This is a genomic window from Sorangiineae bacterium MSr11954, from assembly GCA_037157815.1.
GTDB classification, from domain to species: Bacteria; Myxococcota_A; Polyangia; order Polyangiales; family Polyangiaceae; genus Pendulispora; species Pendulispora albinea.
Map to the genome: position 1 here is coordinate 5,895,497 of CP089984.1, position 22,818 is coordinate 5,918,314.

The window sequence follows — 22,818 nt, forward strand, 5'->3', positions numbered from 1 at the left end:
CGCCGACGCGCAGGTGCGGCGCGGGGACGTCGCGCGGTCAGTGGAACGAGAAGCGGTCCACCGTGATGCGGTGGTAGCGTTTGCCCGGCTCGATGCGGCCGCCGAAGGAGAGACGCTGCTGGTTGCCGGCGTTCGTGCGGTACACCGCGCCGACGGCCACGAACGAACAGGCCCCTTCCAGCGGCTGGATGCGCTCGTACAAGCACGTGTACGCGTCATCCTCGCCCGCGATGGGGCGGCACAGCTGGGGATCCAGGCCATGGGCGCGAACCCACGTCCCCGGGACCCGCTGCCCCTCGTACGCGATCGTCAGCTCGTTGTCGCAGCGAAGATAGATGGGGATGTACTGGTGCTCGACGGAGCTGTAGAGAACCCCGTTCGACGTGCTCTCGCGCACGGCCGATGCGGCATCCAAGTACGCGCGGAGCCGCACGGGGGCGCGAACGGGCGCGGGGAGCCCCTCGGCGGGCCACCCTTCGGGGTGCGGGTGATCGCCCGCGAAGACGAGCACATGGAGATCGTGCATGCGGTTGTTCTCGGTGAACGGCGAGAAGATCTCGCGCGCCGCACCACAACGCGCCGCTTGATCGGGTGACTCGGTGGTGACCTCTTCCCGAACCTCCTCGACCCCCAGCTGGCCGGGGAGCACGAGCGCGCCCCAACCGCGCGCATTTTTGGCTGCGCTGAGGGACGCCGCATCGTCGAGGGGCGTGCCCCAGAGCACCGAGTTTCGCGACGGGGCAAATGTGAGCGACCGCATCACGTAACCGGATTGGCCGCACCCCTTTCCAAGCTTGGCATACGTGGAGTCGATATCGGCCGCGTCCGAGGGTACGTTGGGCACCGGCCCGGGGCCTCCGGGACCTCCAGGACCTCCGGGCTCGTGGCCCCCCTCCGAGCTCGACCCCTCGCAGGCCCCCAAAAGCGACGCGATCCCCACCGCACAAAGCCATGTCCGACGAGAAGCATTCATGGCCGGCACCCTTAGCAAATACGAAGCCTTCATAAATTGCAGGAAAATCAGCGCTTGGCGGACGGTCCCTTACACGCGTTCACAGCCATGAGAACGCCCGACTTCACCCGCGCGGGGTACTGGCCTCGAGAAAATCATCGAGCGCGCGCGCGAGATATGGGCATACGCCGATGAGATCGTCGCCCGGGCACGTCAGCCAGTGTTCGAGGTATCGAACCGCGCCCGTGTTGCGGGCGATGCGCTGCTCCAGCGCGGCGAGGCGCCCTCGCACCACCGCTTGCCAGGCCCCGTGGGTGACGTCGTCGCGGAGCATGACGGCCACGTCGTCCAAGCTCAAATGGCCAAACTGCCGGCACAAAACGATGAACCCCAGTCGGTGCAGCTCCTCGCGTCCATAATGGCGGCGGCCGCGCACGCGGATGGAGGTCATCAACTTTTCGTCCTCGTAATACCGAATCGTGGAGGTGCGCACGTCGTATCGGCGGGCGAGCGCGCCGATGATGCACGGACCTTCGCCCTGGAATCCGAACATCTCGTCGAGATCGCGACGGATGTAAGGGCATGTTTTCAACGGATTATCACTTGTACACGTCAGGAAATAACGGAGGTATTCGCAGGCCGTGCGGATCACGCGCAGCTCCTCGTCCAGCACGCTCGCCCGGGTCTCGAGCACACCGCGCCATCGGGTGCGCGGGACGGCGGGGACGAAGAGGGTTCCAATGTCGTCGAGCGAGAGGAGCCCGTGCTGCTGCCACATGCGAATCAGCCCCACCCGCCGGACGGAAGCCGGCCCATAAAGGCGCCGTCCGTTCTGGCGGGTGGCGGGGGTGACCAGGCCTTTTTCCTCGTAGAAACGGAGCGCGGAGGTGCGCAGCTGGAAGCGCTCCGCCACATCGCCGATGGAAGCGAGCCCGTCGCTCGCGCGCATTTTCATCTCCAACGGGAGCATAGGCCCCGCCCCCTTGACTTCAAGTTGACTTGAACTCCTAGCGTCCCGCCATGAATCGGGCGAAGACGATCGTTTCGTTGGCTTCGGATGTGCGCTGGCATGTGCTGGGCTCGTCCGGCATGCGCCTTTTGGTCGTGGGAAGTCGGATAAGCATCGGGCTGCTCATGGCCCGGGTGCTGGGCGGGGTGCTTCGGGGCGATGGGCCGTCCGGGGGCGCCGCGCTCGGGCTGGCGGTCGCGATTGCTCTTCAGTTCGCGCTGGTTTGGGCCTCGCACCGGGTGGCGCAGGCCACGGCGGCGGTCACCAAGGAGCGGCTGCGGGCGGCGGCCTTCGCCAAGCTGGTGGAGCTCGGGCCCGGAAAAATCGTGGGGGAGCGCACGGGGGAAATTCAAACGTTGATGGTGGAGAGCATCGAAGCGCTCGAAGCCTACTTCAGTGACTATCTTCCAGCGTTGGTCGTCGCCGTGGTGGTGCCGCTGGCGGTCGTCGCGGGGCTCGGCTTCGTCGATCCATGGCTCGGCGGCACCTTGCTGGCGTTCGTGCTGGGCGCGGCGCTGCTGCCGATCCTCTTCGATCGCCCGCTGGCCGCGAAGAGCGAGGCGGGATGGACGGTGTATTTGGCGCTCGGCGCCGAGTTCCTCGACGCCGTTCAGGGCATGGTGACCCTCAAGGCATTTGGCGCATCGCCGCGGCGCCGGCGGGAGCTCGAGGACAAGTCGGACCGGGTGGCCACCGAGGGCATTCGGACGCTCTTCGTGGCCCTCGGCCGCGCCGCCATCGTGACCGCGATGACCTTGGGCGGCGCGGCGGTCACCATCTGGCTGGCGGCCACGCGCGCCGCCGAGGGAAAGCTCGATCCGGCGACCTTGCTCGGCAGCTTGCTGGTGGTGCGCGAGGCGCTCCGACCCTTCTCGGATCTGGCGCGCGCGGTCCATGCCAGCCTCTCGGCCCATGGCGCCGCCGAGCAGCTTCACGCGTGGTTCGCCCAGACGCCCCCGGTGTCCGAGGTCGAGCAGCCCGAGCCGGTCCCCAAGGGCGCGCTGGACATCGCGTTCGAGCATGTCTCCTTTGGATATTCGCAGCGGGAGGGCACCGTCGTCCACGATGTGTCCTTTCGAGCCTCCGCCGGTGAAACCGTGGCGCTGGTGGGCGCCTCCGGCGCGGGAAAGAGCACGATCCTCGCGCTGCTCTTGGCCTTCGTGGCGCCGCGCAGCGGTCGCATCCTGGTGGGAGGAGCGAACACGCGCACGATGAAGCTCGATGATCTCCGCGCGCGCATCGCGGTGGTCTCTCAAGATACGTATCTCTTCGCGGGCACCGTCCGCGAGAACCTGACGCTGTCGCGGCCGAACGCGACCCCGGCCGAGGTGGAGAAGGCGGCGCGCGCGGCCGATGCGCACGAGTTCATCACCAAGCTGCCCGACGGCTACGATACGGTGCTCGGCGAGAACGCATTGCGCCTCTCGGGCGGGCAGCGCCAGCGCTTGGCGTTGGCGCGCGCGTTCTTGAAGGACGCGCCCATCCTGGTGCTGGACGAGCCGACGGCAAACTTGGACGCGCGCACCGAGGCCACGATCCTGGCGGCGCTTCGCGAGCTCTCGCGGGGGAAGACGACCTTGGTGGTGGCCCACCGGCTCTCCAATGTGCGCGAGGCCGATCGCATCCTGGTGCTGGAGAATGGAAAGGTGGTGGAGATGGGCCGGCATATCGATCTGGTCGCTCGGCGTGGGACCTACGCGCGTCTGATCGATGCGCAGGAGGTGGCGTGATGATGGCGCATTCGTCGAACGCTGGCGCCGAGAGCGCTCGGCCGCTGCTCGGTCTTCTGTCGCGGGTGCGCGATCGGCGCTGGGCCCTGGGCTTGGCCGCCGTTTTGGGCATCGCCGAGCATGGCCTCGGCGTGGTCTCCGCGGGGGCGCTGGGGTGGATCGTGGGGCGCGCGCTCTCGCACGAGTCGCTCGATCCTGGCGGGGTGGTGCTCGCCGCGTCGGTGGCGGGCTCCGCGATCTGCGCCTGGCAAAATACGCACTTCGCGCACCTATTTGCCTATCGCCACCAAGCCGCGCTCCGCCTGACGCTCTTCGACGGCCTGGAACGGTGCGCGCCGCGGCATTTGTTGGGGCAACGCACGGGCGAGCTGGGCGCGACGGCGATGGGCGACGTGGACGCGCTGGAGATGTTCTTCGCGCACTTGGCGTTGGGCGCCGTCGTGGCCATCGCGGTGGGGACCGGGGCGGTCATTTACCTCGGCACCGTCCATCCGGCGCTGGCCGCGGTCGCCGCCATCGGCATGCTGCTCGCGTCGCTCATCCCCGGACGGGCCGCGGCGCGCGCAAAGCCGGCGGGCGATGCGCTCCGGGGCGAGCTCGGCGCGCTGAACGCGGACGTGGTCGACGGCATTCAAGGTCTGCGCGAGCTGGTCCTCTTCCAGCGGACGAAGTCCTTCGCGGAGCGGCTGGGCGATCGAACGCGCAGCTACGTCGGGCAGCAGCGCAAGCTCGCGAGCATCGTGGGCTTTCAGCACGCCGCCACCGACGCCCTGGCCTCGCTCACGACCCTCGGCACCCTCCTGGTCGCGGTGGCGCTGGCATCGCAAAAGGTCATTCCCTTTGCGCTGGCGACCATGGCGGTGGCCGTGGTGGGCGCGGCGCTGGGCTCCGTGCTGGAGGCCATCGCCATCGCCGGCGGCCTCGCGCCGTTGCGGGCGAGCGCGCGCCGGGTGCTGACGGTGCTGGACCAGCCGTCCCCCGTCCCCGACACCGGCCGCTCGAACCTGGGCGAAGCCCTCCCCGACGTGCGCTTCGAGGACGTGCGTTTCGGCTACGAGCCGGGCGCCGAGGTCTTGCGCGGCGTGAGCTTCGAGGCGCGCGCGGGCGAGACGGTGGCGCTGGTCGGCTCCTCGGGCGCGGGAAAGAGCACGTGCTCGAACCTCCTCTTGCGCTTTTGGGACGTGGGCGCGGGGAGGGTCTCCATCGGGGGCCGCGATATCCGGACGATCCCGCTGGCATCACTGCGGCGGCGCATCGCGGTCATTCCCCAAGACGTCTATCTCTTTCACGGGACCATCCGCGACAACCTCCGCATCGGAAACCCCGACGCCACCGACCAAGAGCTGGAAAAGGCGCTGCGCGCGGCCAATCTCACGGAGCTGATGGCGCGCTTGCCCGATGGCCTGGACACGGACGTCGGCGAGCGCGGCGCGCTCTTGTCGGGCGGTCAGCGGCAGCGGCTGGCCATCGCGCGCGCCCTCGCGATGGATGCGCCCGTGTTGGTGATGGACGAGGCGGCGTCGAACCTGGACGCCGAGAACGAGCGCGCCATTCAATCGGCGCTGCGCGCGGCGCGCAAGGGTCGAACGACATTGGTCATCGCGCACCGGCTGGCGACCATCCGCGCGGCGGACCGCATCGTGGTGCTGAAGGACGGGCGCATCGTGGAACAGGGCACGCACGAGGCGCTGCTGCGCGCGGGAGGGGCGTATGCGGGGTTGGTGGCGTCGATGGACGAAGAGGCGTGATACCATCGGGGCGCATGGATCGAGCTCGCGCGACGCGCATCAGCAAGCTCCTGGCCTTCGCCCTTCGCCACGATCCCGGGGCGCTCGGGCTCGACCTCGATGGCGCGGGCTGGACCGACGTGGCGAAGCTGCTCGGCGCCATCGCCGCGCGCGGGGAGCCGCTGTCGCACGCGGAGCTCACGGAGATCGTGCGCGCGAGCGACAAGCAGCGGTTTGCAATCTCCGAAGATGGGACGCGCATCCGCGCCAATCAGGGGCACTCGGTGGCGGTGGACCTGGGGCTCGCGCCGCGCGAGCCTCCCGTGCTCCTCTACCATGGGACGGTAGCCCGGTTCCTCGCGAGCATCCGCCAGAACGGGCTGCTCCGCGGTTCGCGCACCCATGTGCACCTCTCGGTGGATACGCAAACGGCGGAGATCGTGGCACACCGGCGCAGCGGTCCGGCCGTGATCCTGACGGTGCACGCCGGGGAGATGCACGCGGCGGGGCGGAGGTTCTGGCGCTCCGAAAACGGCGTGTGGCTCACCGATCACGTGCCGCCGGCGTACCTCCGGGTGCCGGGCTAAAGTCGGCGGCGCTCGCGTCGACGCCGGCGTGGGAGATACATCGCGGCCCGCGACTGGAAGCCGCTTTCGACAAATTCAATCTTGTCGTCAATGATTTAAAATCACCATTCGAGCGCAGATCAAGAGCGCTCGACCCGCGGAGGGCGCTATCTTCGTATTCGAAAAACGCTGCCATCCACTCGATACGTAGGGATTCGGAGGCTCCCTCGACTTCGATGGGAGCCCGCGCGACTCATGAACAAGATCGTCAACCTATCCGTGAGGGATCCCGCCGCGGAAAGACCGGATTGATCCGGCGCACCTCCGACAGCGGCGCGTGCTCGCCCCCGTACGCGTGCCCCGGATAGAGGACGAGGTCGTCCGGCAGCCGGGCGAGCCTCTGTTGAAGCGTGCGACGCATCTCCTCGGGATCGCCGCCGGGCAGATCGACCCGACCGCACCCTTGGAGGAACAGCGTATCGCCCGAGACGAGCGCGTCGCCCATGCGGAAGCACTGGGACCCGGGGGTGTGCCCGGGCGTGTGGAGCAACTCCACCTCCAGCTCCCCCACCTGCACGCGATCGTTGCCCTCGTGCGGCACCAGATCGCTGGCCGAGAGGCCGGTCACTTTGCGGACGCCTTCGGCTTCGTTCTTGTGGACGTGCACCGGGCACGGGGTGAGCTCGATCAGGCGGGCGAGCCCCTCGATGCTATGGCCATAAAAGGAGCCGCCCACGTGATCGGGGTGGTAGTGCGTGACGAGGGCGCCGGTGATGGTCATGCCGTCGGCGGCGGCGCATTGCGTGATGCCCTCGACGTCCCATGCGGGATCGACGACGAGGCATTGGCCTGCGTCCCGATCCCCAATGAGGTAGACGAAGTTTTGCATTTGCGTGCCGGCGGCGTTCCCGCGCCCGACATCGCGACCCACGAGCAGCTGGCGTAGATAGGGAGAGCTCACATCCTCTCCCTAGCACAGCGCGTATGATGCGGAGGCTCCGTGCTCCAATCGGCGGGGGCCCGAGGCGACCCCCTTCAGCTCGCCCCCTTCAACTCGCGAAAGGCGCGCCGGAGGGGTTGGCCAACCTTGGGCGGAATGCACGCAAAGGCGAACATGCCGGCGGTGTGCAGCTGGTACGGTTTGTGGAAGAGGCTGCGCGCCAGGTGGGGGATGGCCGAGAGGTTCTGGCCGCGCTCCATCAGCTCGTTGCCGACCCACGCGTGGGCCTCGGCCAGCACGTCGTCGATCATTTCTTGGGGCAGCCGAATGCGGTCGCGCTCGCGTTCGATGACCGGGCGAATGGTTTGCAGGAAGCCCTGCGCAAAGTGGATTCGGTTGTCGTTGCGGGTGATCCGGTCGGGCCGGCCGCGCTGATAGAAGATGGTCGACACGTCGGCGTAGGCGACGGGGCCGATGCGGCAGGTGCGCAGGTGGTACTCGTAGTCCTCGCCCGCGTGACGCAGGCCCTCGTTGAACAAGCCGACCTTTTCGACGCGGTTGCGCCGTAGGAGCACGGTCGATGTGTGAACGAGGTTCCCCATGACCATCTGCGAGAAGATATCCCCCGCATAGAGCTTTTTGGCGCCGACGTGGGCCGCCAGAGCCGAGCGGGGCCCCGCCACTTCGGCGAGCGGGTGCGACTCGGTAAAGAGGTCGTCCTTGCCGAACCATTTGTACGCGCTGTACATGTCCCGCAAGAAGTTCTTGGTGACGACCCCCTGGTCGTCAATCGCATCCATGTCGGTCCAGATCATGCCGACGTGCGGCAAGCGCTGCATGGCCGTGACCTGCAGCTCGAGCTTCCAAGGTACCCACCAATCGTCCGAGTCGAGGAGCGCCACGAAGGCCCCCGTGGCGGCGCGCAGACCGTGGTTGCGCGCCGACGATACCCCTCCATTGATCTTTTCGAGGTAACGAAGGCGCGGATCCTTGCCATACGTGTCGAGCACCAGCTCGCGCGTACGATCGGTGGAGCCATCGTCGACGACGAGCAGCTCGAAGTCTTGATGCGTTTGCGCGAATACGCTGTCGAGCGTCTTCGCGATGCAATACGCGCGGTTGTACGTGGGAACGACGACGCTGACGGTAAATTCACTCATGGCGCGATCGCTACGGTAAGACACGGGTCGAGTCCGTCAATCATGCATTACACGCAATTAAACCAATCCGATGAAACGAAGACAGACGCGAAGAGTCCCACCGTCGAAGCTACACCTTTTTGCAGTGTCGCGTCCTAAACCGATATCGACTTCGACGCAAGGTGCCGCGAGGCCATGACCGTGCGCATCGCAGCATCGCGGCATCGCAGCCTGGTGGCAACCTCGCCTCGCGGCAACTCGTAAGTTGCAAGTTGCGCGCTCACGCAACACGCCCTTCACGCCGGAGACCCTCCACGAGCTGCCATGTGCGCCCATACGCGCTCCTACGCGACGGAGGACGCCACGACGGTAAGTCAGCATTAGCTGATCTTCGCTGCCAGATTCACATCCATGCGCCGTTGCCAACTTGGTTTGGCCGCCGTCCGGGATTCATTGACCGTATGATATGGCCGCAGCCGTTCTCGTTTTGGGAGGATCCGTCGATGGGCGTCCGAAATCGCGTGGACAGCTTCGAGGCTTCCGCAAGCTCGGGGGATCGCCCGGGTGGACCTTACGAGGGGGACCCGCTGGCGTCCACCATCACCGGCGGCGCGCGCAATGTATCGGCGGACAAGGTCACGGCCAAAGCCGGCCTCGATGGCACGTTGGTATCGGCGGTCGCCAACACCGTGGAGGTTCATCGCGATCCGGGCCAGCGCCTGGGCGGGCCGGCGGGAACGCGGTTCGAGGTGATCGAGCGGCTCGGTGGCGGCGGGATGTCCGTCGTGTTTCTGGCGCGCGACACGGTGCTCGATCGCACGGTGGCCATCAAGTTCCTCACCACCGGCGGGCTCGACACCGCCGAGGCGCTCGAGCGCATCCAGCTCGAGGCCCGCGCATGCGCCCGATTGAGCCACGAGAACATCGTGCGGATCTTCGATATGGGCGCGGACAAGGGGGTGCCGTTTCTGGTGATGGAGCACCTGGAGGGCCGGTCGCTCGACGCCATCGTTAAAGAGGAGCGGGTCGACGCGCAGCGCGCGGTGCGCATTTTGACCGATGTCGCGCGGGGGCTTTGCCAAGCTCACCGACTGGGCATCGTGCACCGCGATCTGAAGCCGAGCAACGTCTTCGTCACCCGGGATGGAACCGCCAAGATCCTCGACTTCGGGGTGGCCAGCATCGCCGACAAGCCCGGGGCCCCGGGCGATGGGTTCTCCGGAACCCCCGGCTACATGGCCCCGGAACAGTGGAGGGGCCAAGCGCAAGACGGGCGCACGGATCTCTGGGCGGTGGGGATCATGCTCTTCGAGCTGCTGGGCGGGATCCCCCCCTTCCCCATGGATACCCTCATGGCGCTGCGGGACGCGGTCACCTCCCCGGAGCGCGCGCCCTCCCTTCGGGCGGTGCGGCCGGATTTGCCCGAGGAGGCCAGCGTGATCGCCCAGCGCGCCCTGGAGAAGAGCCCCGGCGCCCGTTATGGCACGGCCGAGGAGCTGCTCGATGGGCTGGTCGCGCTGGAGGTCGTGCTGTCCCGCGCCATGCGCAAGAACCGGGAGCGGGGCGAGCGCGCAGGGAGGACCAAGCCCGATCGCCGCCCGGTCACCGTGGTGACGTGCGCGCTGCATGGCGCGTCCGAGCTGCCGGGCGAGTCCGGGCTGGACGAAATCGGGGAGACGCTCGACGAGTTCTTCGAGATTTGCACCACCGTCGTTCGGCAGCTCGAAGGGGCGCTCCTGTCATCCATCGGCCCCCGCATCGTCGCGTGCTTCGGTTACCCGAAGGCCCACGAGGACAACGCGCACCGCGCGCTCCGGGCCGCCTCGCTCATCGTGGACGCCATCCGGGGCTGCACGTCCGAGGGCGGGCAGCCGATGGCCGCGCGCGTCGGCGTGGCGACCAGCCTCGCCATCGCGGAGCGCATCGAGCGCGAGGGCTCCCCGCCCAACATCCGCGGCGACGCCCCGCACTTGGCCCAGTGGCTCGAACGGCGGGCGGGGCCGAACGAGATCCTCATCAGCGAGGTGACGCAGACCCTGGTGCGCAGCGTGTTTCACCTCGAGGCGCTCGGCGAGGCGGTGCCCGACGGCGGGGTGCAGCCCGTTCGCATCCATCGGGTGCTCCGCTCCAAGGAGGCGCCTTCCCGGTTCGACGCCATCACCCGCGGCGAGCTCACGCCGATGGTCGGTCGCGACCAGGAGCTCGAGGAGCTGGCCGCGCTCTGGGAGGAGGTGAAGGCGGGCCACGGACGGTTCGCGTGGATCGTGGGCGAGGCCGGCATTGGAAAGTCGCGGCTGCTCGAGCACCACTTGGAGCGCGCGGCCGCGGACGAGCGCCGCGTCGTGCATGGTCAATGCTGGCCGTATTTTCAGAACAGCGCGCTGCAGCCCGTGGCCGAGGGGCTCCTGCACGCCATGGGGCTGCGCACCGAGACCCCGGCCCACGAGAAGATCCGGCTCTTGGAGGCCGCGCTGGCCGAGATCGATCGGGCGGTCACGCGGCAGACGGCGCTCCTCGCGGCGGCGTTGGGCATTCCCACCGGCGACCGGTACCCCTCCCCGTCGCTCAGCCCCGATTTGCTCAAAAAGGAGACGCTCGAGACCTTGGTGGACCTCTTCGTCCACCTGGCCAAGCGTCAGCCGACGGTGCTGGTGGTGGAGGACGCGCACTGGAGCGACGCATCGACCCTGGAGCTCCTCGATCTTCTGCTCAACGCCATGACCGACGCGCGCCTCATGATCCTGGTGACGGCCCGCCCGGACTTCCACTCGCCGTGGCCGCAGCGCGCGCACCTGCGGCGCCTGCCGCTGGGGAGGCTCTCGGCCGAGCACACCGCCACCATGATCGCCTTCGCCAGCAAGGGGCGGACCTTGCCCGCGCGCGTGGTCGCGCAGCTGGTGCAGCGGACGGACGGGGTGCCGCTGTTCATCGAGGAGCTCACCCACCGGGTGGCCGATGCGATGGATCAGGCCGACTCCACGGACATCCTCCGCGCGCTCGACTCCTATGGATCCGGCGCCATCCCGGCCACCCTCGAGGCGCTCTTGCACGCGCGGCTCGACGCGCTGCCGCAAGAAGGCCGCGACGTCGCGCGCCTGATCGCCGTGCTCGGGCGGGACGTCAGCTACGATCGGATCGCCGCGACGTGGGAGCACACCGAGGGGCTCTTGCGGGTCGGGCTGATGCAGCTGGTGGAGTCGGACGTCCTTCGCAGGAGCGACCGCACGGTGGAGGCGCGCTACACGTTCAAGCACGCCTTGGTGAAGGACGCCGCGTACCAATCGCTCACGCGCGGCCGCCGCGGCGAGCTCCATCGGCGGGCGGCCGAGGTCCTCTCCGAGCGCTTCCCCGGGGTGGTGGAGCAAAATCCGGAGCTGGTGGCCGCGCACTTCATGGAGGCGGGCTGCCACGAGAACGCGGTGGTCTACTTCGAACGCGCCGGGGAGCGGGCGCTCGCGCGCTCGGCCAACGACGACGCCGCGACCCACTTCCGCCACGCGATCGATCAGCTGCGGAGGCTCCCCGAGAACGAGGCGCGTGATCCACGGGAGCTCGCGCTGCAGCTCGGCCTCGGCCGGGCGCTCCTGGCGGCCAACTGGTCCAACGAGATCCGCCAAGTGTACGAGCGGGTTCGCGAGCTGGGGCGCCACGCGGGGGGCTACGATGCGCAGCCCTTCTCCTCGCTGCTGGGGCTCTGGCGGTTTTATTCGCTGGCGGGCGATATCGCGAGCTCGGGCGAGCTGGCCCACCATCTGATGGCGCACCCCGAGACGAGCAAAGACTCCGGGGCGAAGTTCCTCGCGCACGCGGCGATTGGAATGCCCTCGATGCTCGCGGGCGACTTCGTCACCTGCCGCAACCACCAACGGGCGGCGCTCGCGCTCTACGACGAGACGGAGCACAGTGGGCTCACCTTGATGGTGGGGGTCGATCCCTGCGTGGACAGCGGCCTTTGCTTGGGCTTCACGTACTGGACGTTGGGCGCATTGGACGAATCGGTCCAATGCGTGCAGAACACGGTCGAGCACGCGCGCCGCAAGAATCACCCCTTTAGCCTCTCCCTGGCGCTGTTGCACGCGGGGTTCATGCACAACTTCCGCGGCGAGCCGGAGGGGAGCCTGGCGCGGGCCAACGAGGCCACCCGGCTGGCCACCGAGCACGGGCTCGACGCGGCGCTGGCGCTGGCGAAGGTCGTGCGCGGCTGGCGGCGCGCGGGCTTGGGCGAGCCGGGGGCCGTGCAGGAGCTTCAAGAGGGGGTCACCGAGCAGATCGAGTCGGGCCTGGTGACGGCCATCACCCTCTGCTTTGCGCCGCTGATCTGGGCGCGATGGAAGGAGGGCGATCTGGACGGCGCCACCCGCGCTCTGGATCAAGCGATGACCTTCGTGGACAAGGGCGAGCGCATCGCCGCCGTGGAGCTCTTCCGACTTCGAGGCGAGCTCCTACATGCAAAAGGAGCCAATCCCACCGTCGTGTGCGACTGCTTCGAGCGCGGACTGGACCTCGCGCGCGCGCAGCGGGCCCGCTCGTGGGAGCTGCGCCTTTCGCTGAGCTACGCGCGTTTGCTGGTGAGCCTGGAGCGCACGCCCGAGGCCAAGCAGCTCCTGAGCTCCATTCTGGCTCAGTTCACGGAGGGGCTTGGCACCCAAGACGTGCGCGAGGCGCGAGCATTTCGAGAGATGCTGGGGGTGTGATGACGTCATCCGAGCAACGTGCAACGTCTTGGGACGCGGCCCCCGAGCGAGGTACGTTCGATGGACCGTCATGCGCACGGCCGTCTGAAAAGGAGCCCCAGCAGATGCCCACGTCCAAGCCGTTTGATCTTCAAGATCGACTCTCCGAGATGCACTCCCTCAGGCACGACGTGCGCAGCCGCTTGCACCTCGCGGGCGCGGCGGAATTGAAAGAATGGCAAAAGCTCGAACCCGATACGATGGAGATCGAGCGCCAATCGGTGAGCGAGGGCCTGCGGGCGAACCTGGAGTCGGTCATCGCCCGGCTCGCCCGGCTTCGGGCCGCCATCGATCAGGGCATCCCCAGCTCGAAGGGGCACTGAGCGTGCATCGTCCACCGGTGCGCGGGATATCCCCCGCCGGAAAGGAACGATGATGAATACCTCAGGCACCGGCAACATCCCCACGCGGGGCGAGAGCTTTCCCCTCGACAACCTGACGTACGATCTCGTCACCATCATCCAGGAGAAGTCGAAGGCGCTGGAGGCCTATGGCCGCTATTGCGAAGACGCGCGCAACGACGCGGAGGTCCTCCGGGCCCTCGAACAGATCCGGCGCGACGACGCGGCCCACATTCAGCAGCTGACGCAGCACCTGTCGCGTTGTCTGCAAAAGACCGGTTCGTCCGCGCAAGGTTCGTCCGCGCAAGGGCAAGGGCAGCCGCGGACCACGCAGGGCTCGCGGTAAATAAAAGACGCGTAGGCTGCAAGAACCCCTGCATGGCCTTGCAGTCTACGCGTTGACGTTGGCGTCCGGTGTTTACGGACGCCATCATTGCTTATCCTTTATCGCATTTCGAATGTCGCCACTCGAATTCTGACTTTTCTGGTTTCTATTTTCTATCCTTTGTGGCTTTGAGCGCCGGCCTTGGCGTGCTGCTCCGAGCGATCGCCGCGATGCGCGTTGGCGCCCCGGGCTTCCCCGCCCTTGCGGCCGATTTCTGCCATGTGCTGGCGATCTTGGCTCACGGCCTCCCCACCTTTCCGGCCGGCCTCGCGCGCCTCCTCGGGGGTGAACTCGTGCGCGGTGCCCTTGGCGTGCGCAGCGTGACCGCCCTGGCTGGCGATCTTTCGCTGCTTCTCTTCGTCCATCGAGGCAAAGCCACGGTGGCTCGTGCCTTGATTCGAACCCTGCGTATGCTTGTCCTGAGCCATTCGTTGCTCCTTTCTGAGGGCTCACACCCGAGCGTCATCGCCCGAGCGCGCTTTCTCACCCGTCACGTGTCAGCTGGAACTTGGGTGAGTCATCCCTCGTCCTGCAGCCACCGTGCCCTCGCGCCTCGCCTTGGCGGCGCTCGAAGCGCGGCGCGGGTCGAAGGTGAGGCGCCATCGAAATCCATCGACGATTTCGCTCCACAGCGACACCTTGCCCCAGATCATGCCATTTTTGGCTCCCGACGCGTCAGAAGGCTGAACCGGGTGCCCTACCCCTCGACATCCCCGACGATCTTCGCGACATTGACGGGCACGAGCCCGGCTGTTCTGGCCGCTGGGGGGCAAAAAAATCGACGGGGTCATGTCGAGAACCCGGAGCGGGCTCCGACTCACCCCTGAACGCAGCCATCGAGGCGCGACATTCGAACAGGAGCCATGGATATGAAGTTCATTCTGATGATGAATATGCCCCGCGGTACCGGCGAGTACGAGATCTTCAAGTGGGCGCCCGAAGCCATCAAGGCGCACATCGACTTCATGAGGAGCCTCAATAAGGATCTGCGGGAGGCCGGCCAGCTCGTCAGCTGCGAGGGCTTGACCCCGCCGAATCAAGCGCGGATCGTGCGGGCCGGCAAGGGAGGAGCGCCCGAGGTGACGGACGGGCCGTTCGCCGAGTCCAAGGAGTTTCTCGCCGGTTATTGGATCGTCGACGTGGAGTCGCCCGAGCAGGCGTACGCGATCGCCGGGCGGGCATCGACGGCACCCGGGCGCGACGGAGAGCCCCTGAACATGGCCATCGAGGTCCGTGAAGTGATGAGCGGCCCTCCCGCCTAGAAGGTCTCGCGGTATAAGGGGGTGTGGCGGCATTCTCGGGCGAGCACCTGCTTCGCGATCTTGCACCGCAGGTGCTCGGTGTGGTGACCCGACGTTTCGGCGACTTCGCGGCCGCCGAGGACGCGGTCCAAGAAGCGCTCACGGCCGCGGCCATGCAGTGGCCCACGGCCGGCGTGCCCGAGAACCCACGCGCCTGGCTCATTCACGTCGCCGGCCGCCGCATGTCGGATCATTTGCGCGCCGAGAGCGCGCGGCGGCGGCGGGAGACGGCGCTGGTCATGGAGTCGCCATCGGCCGAAGAGCCGGTGGCGGCGGGCGAAGGCGGCGGCGAAGACGGGGCCGAGCACGATGACACGCTCGCGCTCCTCTTCATGTGCTGCCACCCCGCGCTCACGCGGCCATCGGCCATTGCGCTCACCTTGCGCGCGGTCGGCGGATTGACGACCGAGCAAATTGCCAATGCGTTTTTGGTCCCCGAGGCCACGATGGCGCAGCGGATCAGCCGCGCAAAGCAGACCATCAAAAAATCGGGCCTGAGCTTTTGCATGCCCACGGAGGACGAGCGCGCCGAGCGGCTCGGTGCCGTGCTCCACGTGCTCTATTTGATCTTCAACGAGGGCTACGCCAGCAGCGTGGGCACCAGCCTGCAGCGCGCCGATCTCGCGAGCGAGGCCATCCGGCTCACGCGCGCCGTGCACCGGCTGCTCCCGAACCTCGGCGAGGTGGCCGGGCTCTTGGCGCTGATGCTCCTCACCGACGCGCGCCGCCTTGCGCGAACCGGACCGGTCGGCGAATTGATTCCGCTCGACGAGCAGGATCGTTCGCTTTGGGACCGCGCGGCCATCACCGAAGGCGTGGCGCTCGTCAGCGAGACGTTGTCGCGCGGGGCCGTGGGCCCGTATCCGCTTCAGGCTGCGATCGCGGCCGTTCACGCGGAGGCCGCGCACGCGAAGGACACGGACTGGCCGCAAATTTTAGCCTTGTACAGCATTTTGATGCGCATGTCCGACAACCCCATGGTGGCGCTCAATCACGCCATTGCGGCCGCCATGGTGCACGGTCCGAACGCGGGGCTCGAGCTCTTGAAGCCGCTCGACGGCGACGAGCGATTGGCGGGGCATTACCGCCTCTCCGCCGTTCGCGCGCATTTGTTGGAAATGGCCGGCGATCACCCGGCCGCGATAGCCCATTACCGGACGGCGGCCAGTCGAACATCGAGCACGCCCGAACGGAACTATCTCCTCATGAAGGCAAGCCGCCTCGGCACCGCATAAACGGCGCGAGGGCGCGGATCCCCGCGATGACGCCGTCTCCAATCGCCTGACGCAAACGTGTGCGCTCTTGCCACGCCGGGGCAATGTCGCGCGGCCCGTGCCTGATGCGATGCAGGTGCGATGACCCTCGAAACAACGGCGAATTGCCGAGATGGCATGTCTCGTGCGACTTGGCGGCCCAATGGATTCGACCGGCAATGCGGTCGTCTCTTTTCTCGGTGCTTTCTAGGAGGACGAGATGAATCTTATGAAGACAAGGCTTGGCCCGCGGTCTTTGGCGAGGCGCTCGGCGTTGGTCGCAACGGTGCTCGCAGGCACCGCGTTCCTCACGACCACGAGCTGTATCTCCACCACCTCGGGATTGGGCGAAGGCAGCAGCGAAGGGTGCCCCGAGTTCAAATCCCAGACCGGCACGGTGGACGCGAACGTCAAGGTCGACGCGAAGGTTCGCACCTTCATGCAAGCGTCCGTGGACCTTCGCGCCATCGCCGACAAGGTGAAGGTGGACGTGAAGGGCGCCTGCATCAAGGTCGCGACGGATCTGGGTGCGACCGACACCTGGTCGACCTTCGGCGACCGCGACGAGGCCATCGCGAACAAGGACAAGACCGGCGCATGCGACGCCGCCCGCGCGCGCATCGTGGCCATCATGGAGAGCGAAGCCGGCAAACGCGCCAACTTCGCCCTATCCATATCGCGCGGCGCGTGCCACGCCGATTTCGAGGCGCAGGTGGCGTGCGAGGCCAAGTGCAACACGCAGACGAAGTGCGATCCGGGCAAGGTCGAGGAGCGCTGCCAGCCGGGGCAGCTCGCCGTGCAATGCCAGGAGAAGTGCTCGGCGCAGTCGTACTGCGAAGGACGGGTGGACGCCTCCGCCAACTGCGAAGGAAAGTGCGAAGCCGAGTGCACCGGGAAGTGCCAGGGCACGTGCGTCGACGAGAACGGGAAGCGCACGGAGAACGACGAGAACTGCCGCGGGAAGTGCACGGGCGCGTGCAGCGGAAAGTGCACGGGTAGCTGCAAGGTGGAGGCCTCCGCGGGCATCGCGTGCGGCGCCAGCGTGAAGTGCAAGGGCCAGTGCACGTCCACGTACACCGATCCGGTGTGCGAGACCACGTTCACCCCGCCCAAGTGCGAAATCGATCAATCGTGCTTCGCGGGCTGCCGCGCCACCACCGCGGCCAACACCAAGTGCGATCCGCCGCAGGTGAAGCTGGTGTGCGACGCGCAAGGGTCGGCCGACGTGCAGAAGCTGGTGGCCACCATCAACGCGAACCTCCCGACCTTGGTGGCGGCGGCCGAGGTTCGAGGCAAGAGCGTGGTCGAAGTGGGCAAGCAGCTCTCGGCGAGCGGCTCGGCGGTGCTGAAGGCGTCGGGTGATCTCGACGGCAAGTCGCTCTCGTGCGCCACGGCAGCCGTCCAGGCCGTGGATCATGCTTCGGGTACGTTGGACGTCGCCATCAATGCCGGCGTGGACGTGACCGATTCGTGCGGCTCGCATGCGCACTAACGCGCACGCGCTCCTCGGAGCCCGCGCGGTGGCCAGCATGATGGCCGCCGCGTCGCTCCTCCTTGCCTCCTCTCCGGCCTCGGCGCGCGGGCGCGCCGAGCAGGGGGAGGTGCAGGAGGGCGGGGCCGAGAGGGTCGAGAAGAAGGAAGACCGCGCGGAGCAAAGAGACGCGAGCACCAAGGGCGAGCCGCAACCAAAGCGCGAGATCGTGTGGATGAAGGCGGAGGCCGGGTTCGAGAGCTTGCACCTTCGAACGTTCAAAGCGGACATCGACACCGTCTCGTTGGGGATCCTGCCCGCCAACGCCGTGGGGCCCACGGTGGGGGTCGGCGTGGGGGTTCGCTTCGTCTTCGTCACCTTGGGTGTGCGCGGTCGTTTCAGCTCCTTTGGCGGCGATGCGCCCGGGCAACGCGAGGGCTTTCAGCTCTGGACGCTCAACGCGGAGCTGGGCTTGCGCGCGCCGGTCGGACGATTCGAGCCTTACGTTACGTTGGCGGGCGGATATGCCACCTTCGGCGGGCTGTCCACGGCCTTCGATGGGCTGCGGCGCGGGCTGGACGTCAACGGCGTGAACACGCGCCTGGCGATTGGGGTCGACTATTACCTCACGCAAAATATCTCGGTGGGTGCGTCGCTCGGCGGGGAGCTCCTCTTCATCACGCGACATGGCACCTCCGTGCGGGATCTGGCGACCCCGCGCGAGGTCGATACGTTGAACCAAGCCAAGGCGCGCGTGCTGGAGGCCAACGGCTCCAACGTGGGCGCAGCATGGTCGGGCACCGCCGGGCTCGGCGTGCATTTCTAACTTCGAGGCGGCGCGCGCGTCCGCTCAGACGCGCGCGTGCAAAATGCGGCCGACGACGGGACCGACCCGCAAATCGTCCTCGCGATCCGAGAAGTAGCGCGCGTTGATGGCGGGCGGGGCCAGGACATCGATATGCCGAAACCCCATGGCCGAGAGCTCACGGCTGAGGGCGGAGGGATCGAAGGAGGAAATCCAGGGCTCGCCGAGGGAGGCCACGGTCTCGGCGAGCACATCGAAGGCGCGGCGCTCGTCCTCGGCGAGCCCGTCCGGCGGCGCGGCGAAGTCGAAGACGATCTCCGAGCCCGCGGGCCTTTGGGCGACGAAGTGGAGGGTGGCCATCACGGCGCTCTTGGTGAGGTAATTGGCGACGCCGAGCCACGAGAAGAAAGCCGGGCTGGAGAAATCGAAGCCGGCGTTGGCGAGGCCTTCGGAGAGGGTTTGCTTCTCGAAGTCGATGGGCGCAAAGGTGAGCGAGGGCGGGGCTACGATGCCCGCTTCGGCGAGCCGTTCGCGCTTCCAAGCTTGGGTGGCCGGATAATCGACCTCGAAGACCCGCAAGGACGCATCCCGGTTTCGATATGCAAATGTATCGAGCCCAGCGCCGAGGATCACGTATTGGCGGACTCCGCGCAAGGTCGCCCACTCGAGCGCATCCTCCGTAAAGCGACTTCGCGCCACCAAAAAGGCGCGCAATGTCTCACGCGACCACACCTGGCGATCCGCCGGCTCCGATCCAATTTCATCCTTCGCGTGCTCGCCCACGATGCGCACGGCGAGCGGGTCTTCGAAGACCAACGGCCGATCGAGGATTTGATGAACGGCGCGGCGCACGGCGACGTGCATGGCGGTGGTGCTCGGTCGATTCTCTTGCATGGCGATCTCCACGGAGTGTGAAACCCGAAATCCAGAGAGACGGTCCGAGGGATCACGTAGGGCGCCGTGCATTTGAAATAAGTGAAAATCGTCTTTGCCCGCCGAGGCGCGAGCGAACCTGTCACTCGGTTCGTCGCAGGCCGGGCTCGCCCATCCATCGCACAACGAGGCGCCCGCGAGGTTTCAAAAACGCGTTTGAAGTCGAACGCCCGCCACACCGGGGGCGGTCATGGGGACGATCTGGGTTCGCGCCGTATGGCGTTCGCTCTTTGGCGCGAGCACCCAAACGAGGCCGCCCGCGATCAGCGCGGCGCCCGCCCCGCCGTACGCGATCCAGCCGAGGGTCGCGTGGCTTCGGCCCGTGTCATCGAGATCGCGAACGCGCGCGCACTCCGCGCTATTGGGGTTTGCGCACGCGTCGCGATCATGGCCAATGTCGTCTTTCTTCGATTGGGCGCTGAGCGAGAACGCCACCCCTGCCCCGAGCGCGGCCACGGCGACGCCGCCCAGGATCCACGTGGCGGTGGGCGGCATGCCCACCCCGCCGGATCGCTCCGCGGTCTTCGAGGGCGGCGACGGATCGTTCGAAGCCAACCCCGGGCCGGCCGCCGACGGCGCGCCCCCGGCGGCGCTGCTCGGTGGGGCGGCGCTGCCTGGTGGGGCGCGTGAGGGCAGATCGAGCGGTACGACCGTCTCTTTGCCCGCGGGCGCATCCACCTCCGCGCGCCGCAACACGCTGGCCACGACGACCTCGACGACGTGGTTGCCCGGCGTCACGTCGAGACCATTTTTTCGCTCTTCGCTGGGGATGCGAACGCCATCGACCGTCACGGGGGCCGTCTCCGGTACATCGATGCGCAAGTGGCCGACTTGCGGGATCAGCTCCTCGAGCAAGCCCTGCCCCTGCTCCTTCTTCTTGGGATCGGCCGCAGGATCCGCCAGGTACATCCGCAGGTGCTTCAACGCTTCGAGCGGGCGATTCGAATCGATTTCGGACCGCATCAAGCTCCACAGGGTTCGGGGCGACGCCACCAGCCGATACGACTTGAGAAACTCCAGCCGCGCCGTCTCGGCGTCCGCCCGCTTCACCGCATCGTGCCCGCGCCGGTCATGCTCTGCCGCCTCGCGCTCGCTGGACGCGGTCGATTGTGCACCGGCGGGCGATGCACACAGCGCTGCGAGCGACAGGGTCGCGGTGACGATCCGAGGGCGCAGACGGCGCAGAAAGCGCAGGCGGCGCGTGCAGCGGGGGTTCGGGGCATCCACGTGCGGCCCATCATAGCCGATGGCCCGATGTCATTCAGCCATCGACGGTGCGGGCTCAGCGAGCTTGGAGCTGCTTTTGGATCGACAGCTCGTCGGTGACCCGCCAATGGTCGGCGATGCGTCCATCGCGGATCTCCTCGATGTTGATCTGATTGACGCGAACCCGCCGGCCGGTGGGCGGGGCGCCGAACAATTCACCGGTGTTGGTGCCGGTCATCACCGTGCGCAGCACCACGCGGTCTTTGGTGACGACCATATCCTCGATTTGAAAATGAAGATCCGGAAAGCCTTGCCGAATGGCCTGCACGATGGGCTTGAGGCCTTTTGGCCCGCGAGGAGGGTTGGGCGTGCTGGGTGTATGATTCACGTAATTGTCGGTCAGCAGCTCGTCGAGCACATCGACCCGCCCCTGATTCCAAACTTCATTGAAATAGCGGGTCCCAATCTCCCGATTGTGCGCCAGCACACCGGCGTCCACGTCCCCCGCCGACTCCGCCGCCCGCTGACTCGCGCCGCCGCACCCCAAACCAAGCCCCACCGCCCCAAAAAGAACCGCTCCGCGAAGAACCCTCGTCATGCTCTGCACCATGCCGGAACGATAGGCTGAGCCACCTGGCGTGGTCAGTTGGCGCCCGCGCACATCGCGACTGCATCGATGCACAGGTTCGAGCCGGGCGGACGCGGGCGGGGCGCGCGAGGCGGATTCGGCGCGCGGGCGGATGATGCTTGCGGCGGACTAAGCGCGCAGAAGCACGGTCTCGCGACCGCCGGCCGTGCGCGTCTTCTCCACGCGCGTGCGCTCGGTCAGCGGAGGCGCTTGGCGACGGCGGTCGAAGATTGCCAGGAACCCGTGATGGAGGCCGAGCCGGGTCAGATAGCCTTCGAGCTGCGCCAAGCCTTCCGGAAGCGGATCGGGCCGTCCCTCGCGCCAGACTTTGAGCTCGATGGCCTCGCGCTGCCAGCCCGTCTTGTCGGGGAGCGGCCAGCGGACCAGCAGATCGATGCGGCCGCGGCCCACGCCGACCTCGCGCTCGATGTACCCGCCCCCGTTCACGATGCGCTGGAGAAACGCCATCAGCACGAGCTGCGGGGCCACCTCGTGGTAGCTCATCGCCGAGGCCAGAATTTCGCCGTGCTCCACCCAGAAGCGGGTGAACTCGGTCAGCATCTTCTCCATGTCGAGGTGGCCGTCGGGACGAACGAAGCTCTTCGTCTCGAGGGGAATTTGCCGCTCGACCCCCGACGCAAGGATCCGTGTGATGACCTCGCGGTAAATGGGATTGGCAATCTCGACTGTGGGACCAGCGGCCACGAGGCCCAAGTCGACCACGTATTGAAAGTCGTCCTCGTAGGTGTCCAAAGCCGTCGACGTGGTGCCCGCCAGCACGGGCTCCAAAATGCGGCGCACGCGATCTTCGTGCAGGCGCGCCACCAGCGAATCGAGGTGCGTGGCGCGCGCGAGGATCAGGCGCTCCTTCGCTTGCTCGATGTGTTCGCGCGTGATCCGCGCAGGCGGCAGGATGCTCATTTCTTCGAGGATCTCGCGACCGATGGCGTTGGTGAGCCAGGGCTGGCCGCGCGTGAGCTCCCAAATGCGCGAAAGTGCATCTTCGTCGATGGGTTGTCCCGTTCGATCGATGTGTTGCTGGTAGAGGGCGCGGACCTCGCCTTCCGTGAAATCACGAAGCCGGAGCGATGCGAGCTTGATGTTGAATGGGCTCGACGTTCCCAACCGGGACGGGTCGCCACCGCTCGCGGCCTTGTAGTCGCGCACGTCGCGCAGGCCGCACAGGATCACGGCGTGTGGAGCTTGGTGGGGCCGATCGAAAAATCCGCGGCGGAGCTGCCGAAGCACGGATCGCAGGCTCTCGCCTCGCAAAGCATCGATCTCATCGAAGAAGAGAACCAGCGGACGGGGGCATTGCTGGGCCCATGCGGTCAAGCCGAGCGAGAGCAAGGTGCTGTCGGGTTCCGCGGGCCACGAAGCGGGCGGACGAAGCTCGGTCGGAAGATGAATGTTGGCCGAGAGCGATATGGAGCTCAGGATCGCGCGCTGCGCCTCGGCAAAATCATCCTGCGCCGGCTCCGCGGCTTCGCACGAGAAGTGCAGCGCGGCATAGACCCCCTCCGCGGTCAGCGCGCGGGCGAACGCGTGCAACGCCGTGGTTTTCCCCGTCTGCCGCGGGGCGTGCAGGACCAGGTAGTCGCCTTGATCGATGTAGCGTCGAGCCTCGGGCAAACGCTGCATCGGCGGGATCATGTAATGGCGTGCCGCATCGCAAGGGCCGGCTGTGTTGAAGCGGAGC

Annotated in this window: 19 protein-coding genes; 10 read left to right on the forward strand and 9 right to left on the reverse strand. The window is 67.3% G+C overall.

Annotated elements, in window-relative coordinates:
• Window positions 1-37: 37 nt before the first annotated feature.
• Both LZC94_22690 and LZC94_22695 read right to left on the reverse strand, forming a co-directional pair.
• A complete protein-coding gene (locus tag LZC94_22690) occupies window positions 38-973 on the reverse strand; it encodes a hypothetical protein (protein WXB20019.1) in 936 nt (311 codons plus the stop codon).
• 103 nt (window positions 974-1,076) lie between these two features.
• A complete protein-coding gene (locus tag LZC94_22695) occupies window positions 1,077-1,901 on the reverse strand; it encodes a MerR family transcriptional regulator (protein WXB20020.1) in 825 nt (274 codons plus the stop codon).
• 71 nt (window positions 1,902-1,972) lie between these two features.
• Between LZC94_22695 and LZC94_22700 the strand changes: the two genes are divergently transcribed.
• From LZC94_22700 to LZC94_22710, 3 genes are read left to right on the forward strand one after another with little or no spacing between them, the layout of a single operon-like run.
• Window positions 1,973-3,691, forward strand: a complete 1,719-nt coding sequence (locus tag LZC94_22700; protein WXB20021.1) for an ABC transporter ATP-binding protein/permease — start codon at window positions 1,973-1,975, stop codon at window positions 3,689-3,691.
• Window positions 3,691-5,439 (forward strand): ABC transporter ATP-binding protein/permease, encoded by a 1,749-nt coding sequence (locus LZC94_22705; GenBank protein ID WXB20022.1) that lies wholly within the window; start codon window positions 3,691-3,693, stop codon window positions 5,437-5,439. The genes LZC94_22700 and LZC94_22705 overlap by 1 nt, the downstream gene beginning before the upstream one ends.
• A 14-nt stretch (window positions 5,440-5,453) precedes the next feature.
• A complete protein-coding gene (locus LZC94_22710; GenBank protein ID WXB20023.1) occupies window positions 5,454-6,005 on the forward strand; it encodes an RNA 2'-phosphotransferase in 552 nt (183 codons plus the stop codon).
• Between the two features lie 247 nt (window positions 6,006-6,252).
• Here LZC94_22710 and LZC94_22715 read toward each other — a convergent pair whose 3' ends face one another.
• Together LZC94_22715 and LZC94_22720 are read right to left on the reverse strand one after the other, a co-directional pair.
• On the reverse strand, window positions 6,253-6,945 hold the full coding sequence (locus LZC94_22715; GenBank protein ID WXB20024.1) for an MBL fold metallo-hydrolase: 693 nt from the start codon (window positions 6,943-6,945) through the stop codon (window positions 6,253-6,255).
• Window positions 6,946-7,019: 74 nt separating this feature from the next.
• The gene (locus LZC94_22720; protein ID WXB20025.1) at window positions 7,020-8,084 is read right to left on the reverse strand and encodes a glycosyltransferase; all 1,065 of its coding nucleotides are present in this window, start codon (window positions 8,082-8,084) and stop codon (window positions 7,020-7,022) included.
• Between the two features lie 482 nt (window positions 8,085-8,566).
• Here LZC94_22720 and LZC94_22725 point away from each other — a divergent pair, with 482 nt between their 5' ends.
• The 3 genes from LZC94_22725 to LZC94_22735 all read left to right on the forward strand — a co-directional run bounded on the left by LZC94_22725 (window position 8,567) and on the right by LZC94_22735 (window position 13,483).
• Entirely contained in the window at window positions 8,567-12,757 is a 4,191-nt protein-coding gene (locus LZC94_22725; GenBank protein WXB20026.1) for a protein kinase, read from the forward strand.
• 149 nt (window positions 12,758-12,906) lie between these two features.
• Window positions 12,907-13,119: a hypothetical protein gene (locus tag LZC94_22730; GenBank protein ID WXB20027.1), complete on the forward strand. Its 213-nt coding sequence runs from the start codon at window positions 12,907-12,909 to the stop codon at window positions 13,117-13,119.
• Window positions 13,120-13,168: 49 nt separating this feature from the next.
• Window positions 13,169-13,483, forward strand: a complete 315-nt coding sequence (locus LZC94_22735; protein WXB20028.1) for a hypothetical protein — start codon at window positions 13,169-13,171, stop codon at window positions 13,481-13,483.
• A gap of 152 nt (window positions 13,484-13,635) precedes the next feature.
• Here the strand turns inward: LZC94_22735 and LZC94_22740 are convergent, their stop codons facing one another.
• A complete protein-coding gene (locus tag LZC94_22740; GenBank protein WXB20029.1) occupies window positions 13,636-13,950 on the reverse strand; it encodes a stress-induced protein in 315 nt (104 codons plus the stop codon).
• Window positions 13,951-14,391: 441 nt separating this feature from the next.
• Here LZC94_22740 and LZC94_22745 point away from each other — a divergent pair, with 441 nt between their 5' ends.
• From LZC94_22745 to LZC94_22760, 4 genes are all read left to right on the forward strand, one after another.
• On the forward strand, window positions 14,392-14,784 hold the full coding sequence (locus LZC94_22745) for a YciI family protein (protein ID WXB20030.1): 393 nt from the start codon (window positions 14,392-14,394) through the stop codon (window positions 14,782-14,784).
• A gap of 23 nt (window positions 14,785-14,807) precedes the next feature.
• Complete coding sequence (locus LZC94_22750; protein WXB20031.1) at window positions 14,808-16,058, forward strand: sigma-70 family RNA polymerase sigma factor; 1,251 nt, start codon at window positions 14,808-14,810, stop codon at window positions 16,056-16,058.
• A gap of 238 nt (window positions 16,059-16,296) precedes the next feature.
• The gene (locus LZC94_22755) at window positions 16,297-17,568 is read left to right on the forward strand and encodes a hypothetical protein (GenBank protein WXB20032.1); all 1,272 of its coding nucleotides are present in this window, start codon (window positions 16,297-16,299) and stop codon (window positions 17,566-17,568) included.
• Entirely contained in the window at window positions 17,558-18,373 is an 816-nt protein-coding gene (locus LZC94_22760; GenBank protein ID WXB20033.1) for a hypothetical protein, read from the forward strand. The genes LZC94_22755 and LZC94_22760 overlap by 11 nt, the downstream gene beginning before the upstream one ends.
• Before the next feature lie 24 nt (window positions 18,374-18,397).
• Here LZC94_22760 and LZC94_22765 read toward each other — a convergent pair whose 3' ends face one another.
• From LZC94_22765 to LZC94_22780, 4 genes are all read right to left on the reverse strand, one after another.
• Entirely contained in the window at window positions 18,398-19,246 is an 849-nt protein-coding gene (locus LZC94_22765) for a class I SAM-dependent methyltransferase (protein ID WXB20034.1), read from the reverse strand.
• A 183-nt stretch (window positions 19,247-19,429) separates the two neighbouring features.
• Window positions 19,430-20,512, reverse strand: a complete 1,083-nt coding sequence (locus tag LZC94_22770) for a hypothetical protein (protein ID WXB20035.1) — start codon at window positions 20,510-20,512, stop codon at window positions 19,430-19,432.
• A gap of 55 nt (window positions 20,513-20,567) precedes the next feature.
• Window positions 20,568-21,089 carry an ester cyclase gene (locus tag LZC94_22775; protein WXB20036.1) on the reverse strand — a complete coding sequence of 174 codons (522 nt, stop codon included), beginning with the start codon at window positions 21,087-21,089 and terminating at the stop codon, window positions 20,568-20,570.
• A 159-nt stretch (window positions 21,090-21,248) separates the two neighbouring features.
• On the reverse strand, window positions 21,249-22,772 hold the full coding sequence (locus LZC94_22780; protein ID WXB20037.1) for an ATP-binding protein: 1,524 nt from the start codon (window positions 22,770-22,772) through the stop codon (window positions 21,249-21,251).
• Window positions 22,773-22,818: the final 46 nt, after the last annotated feature.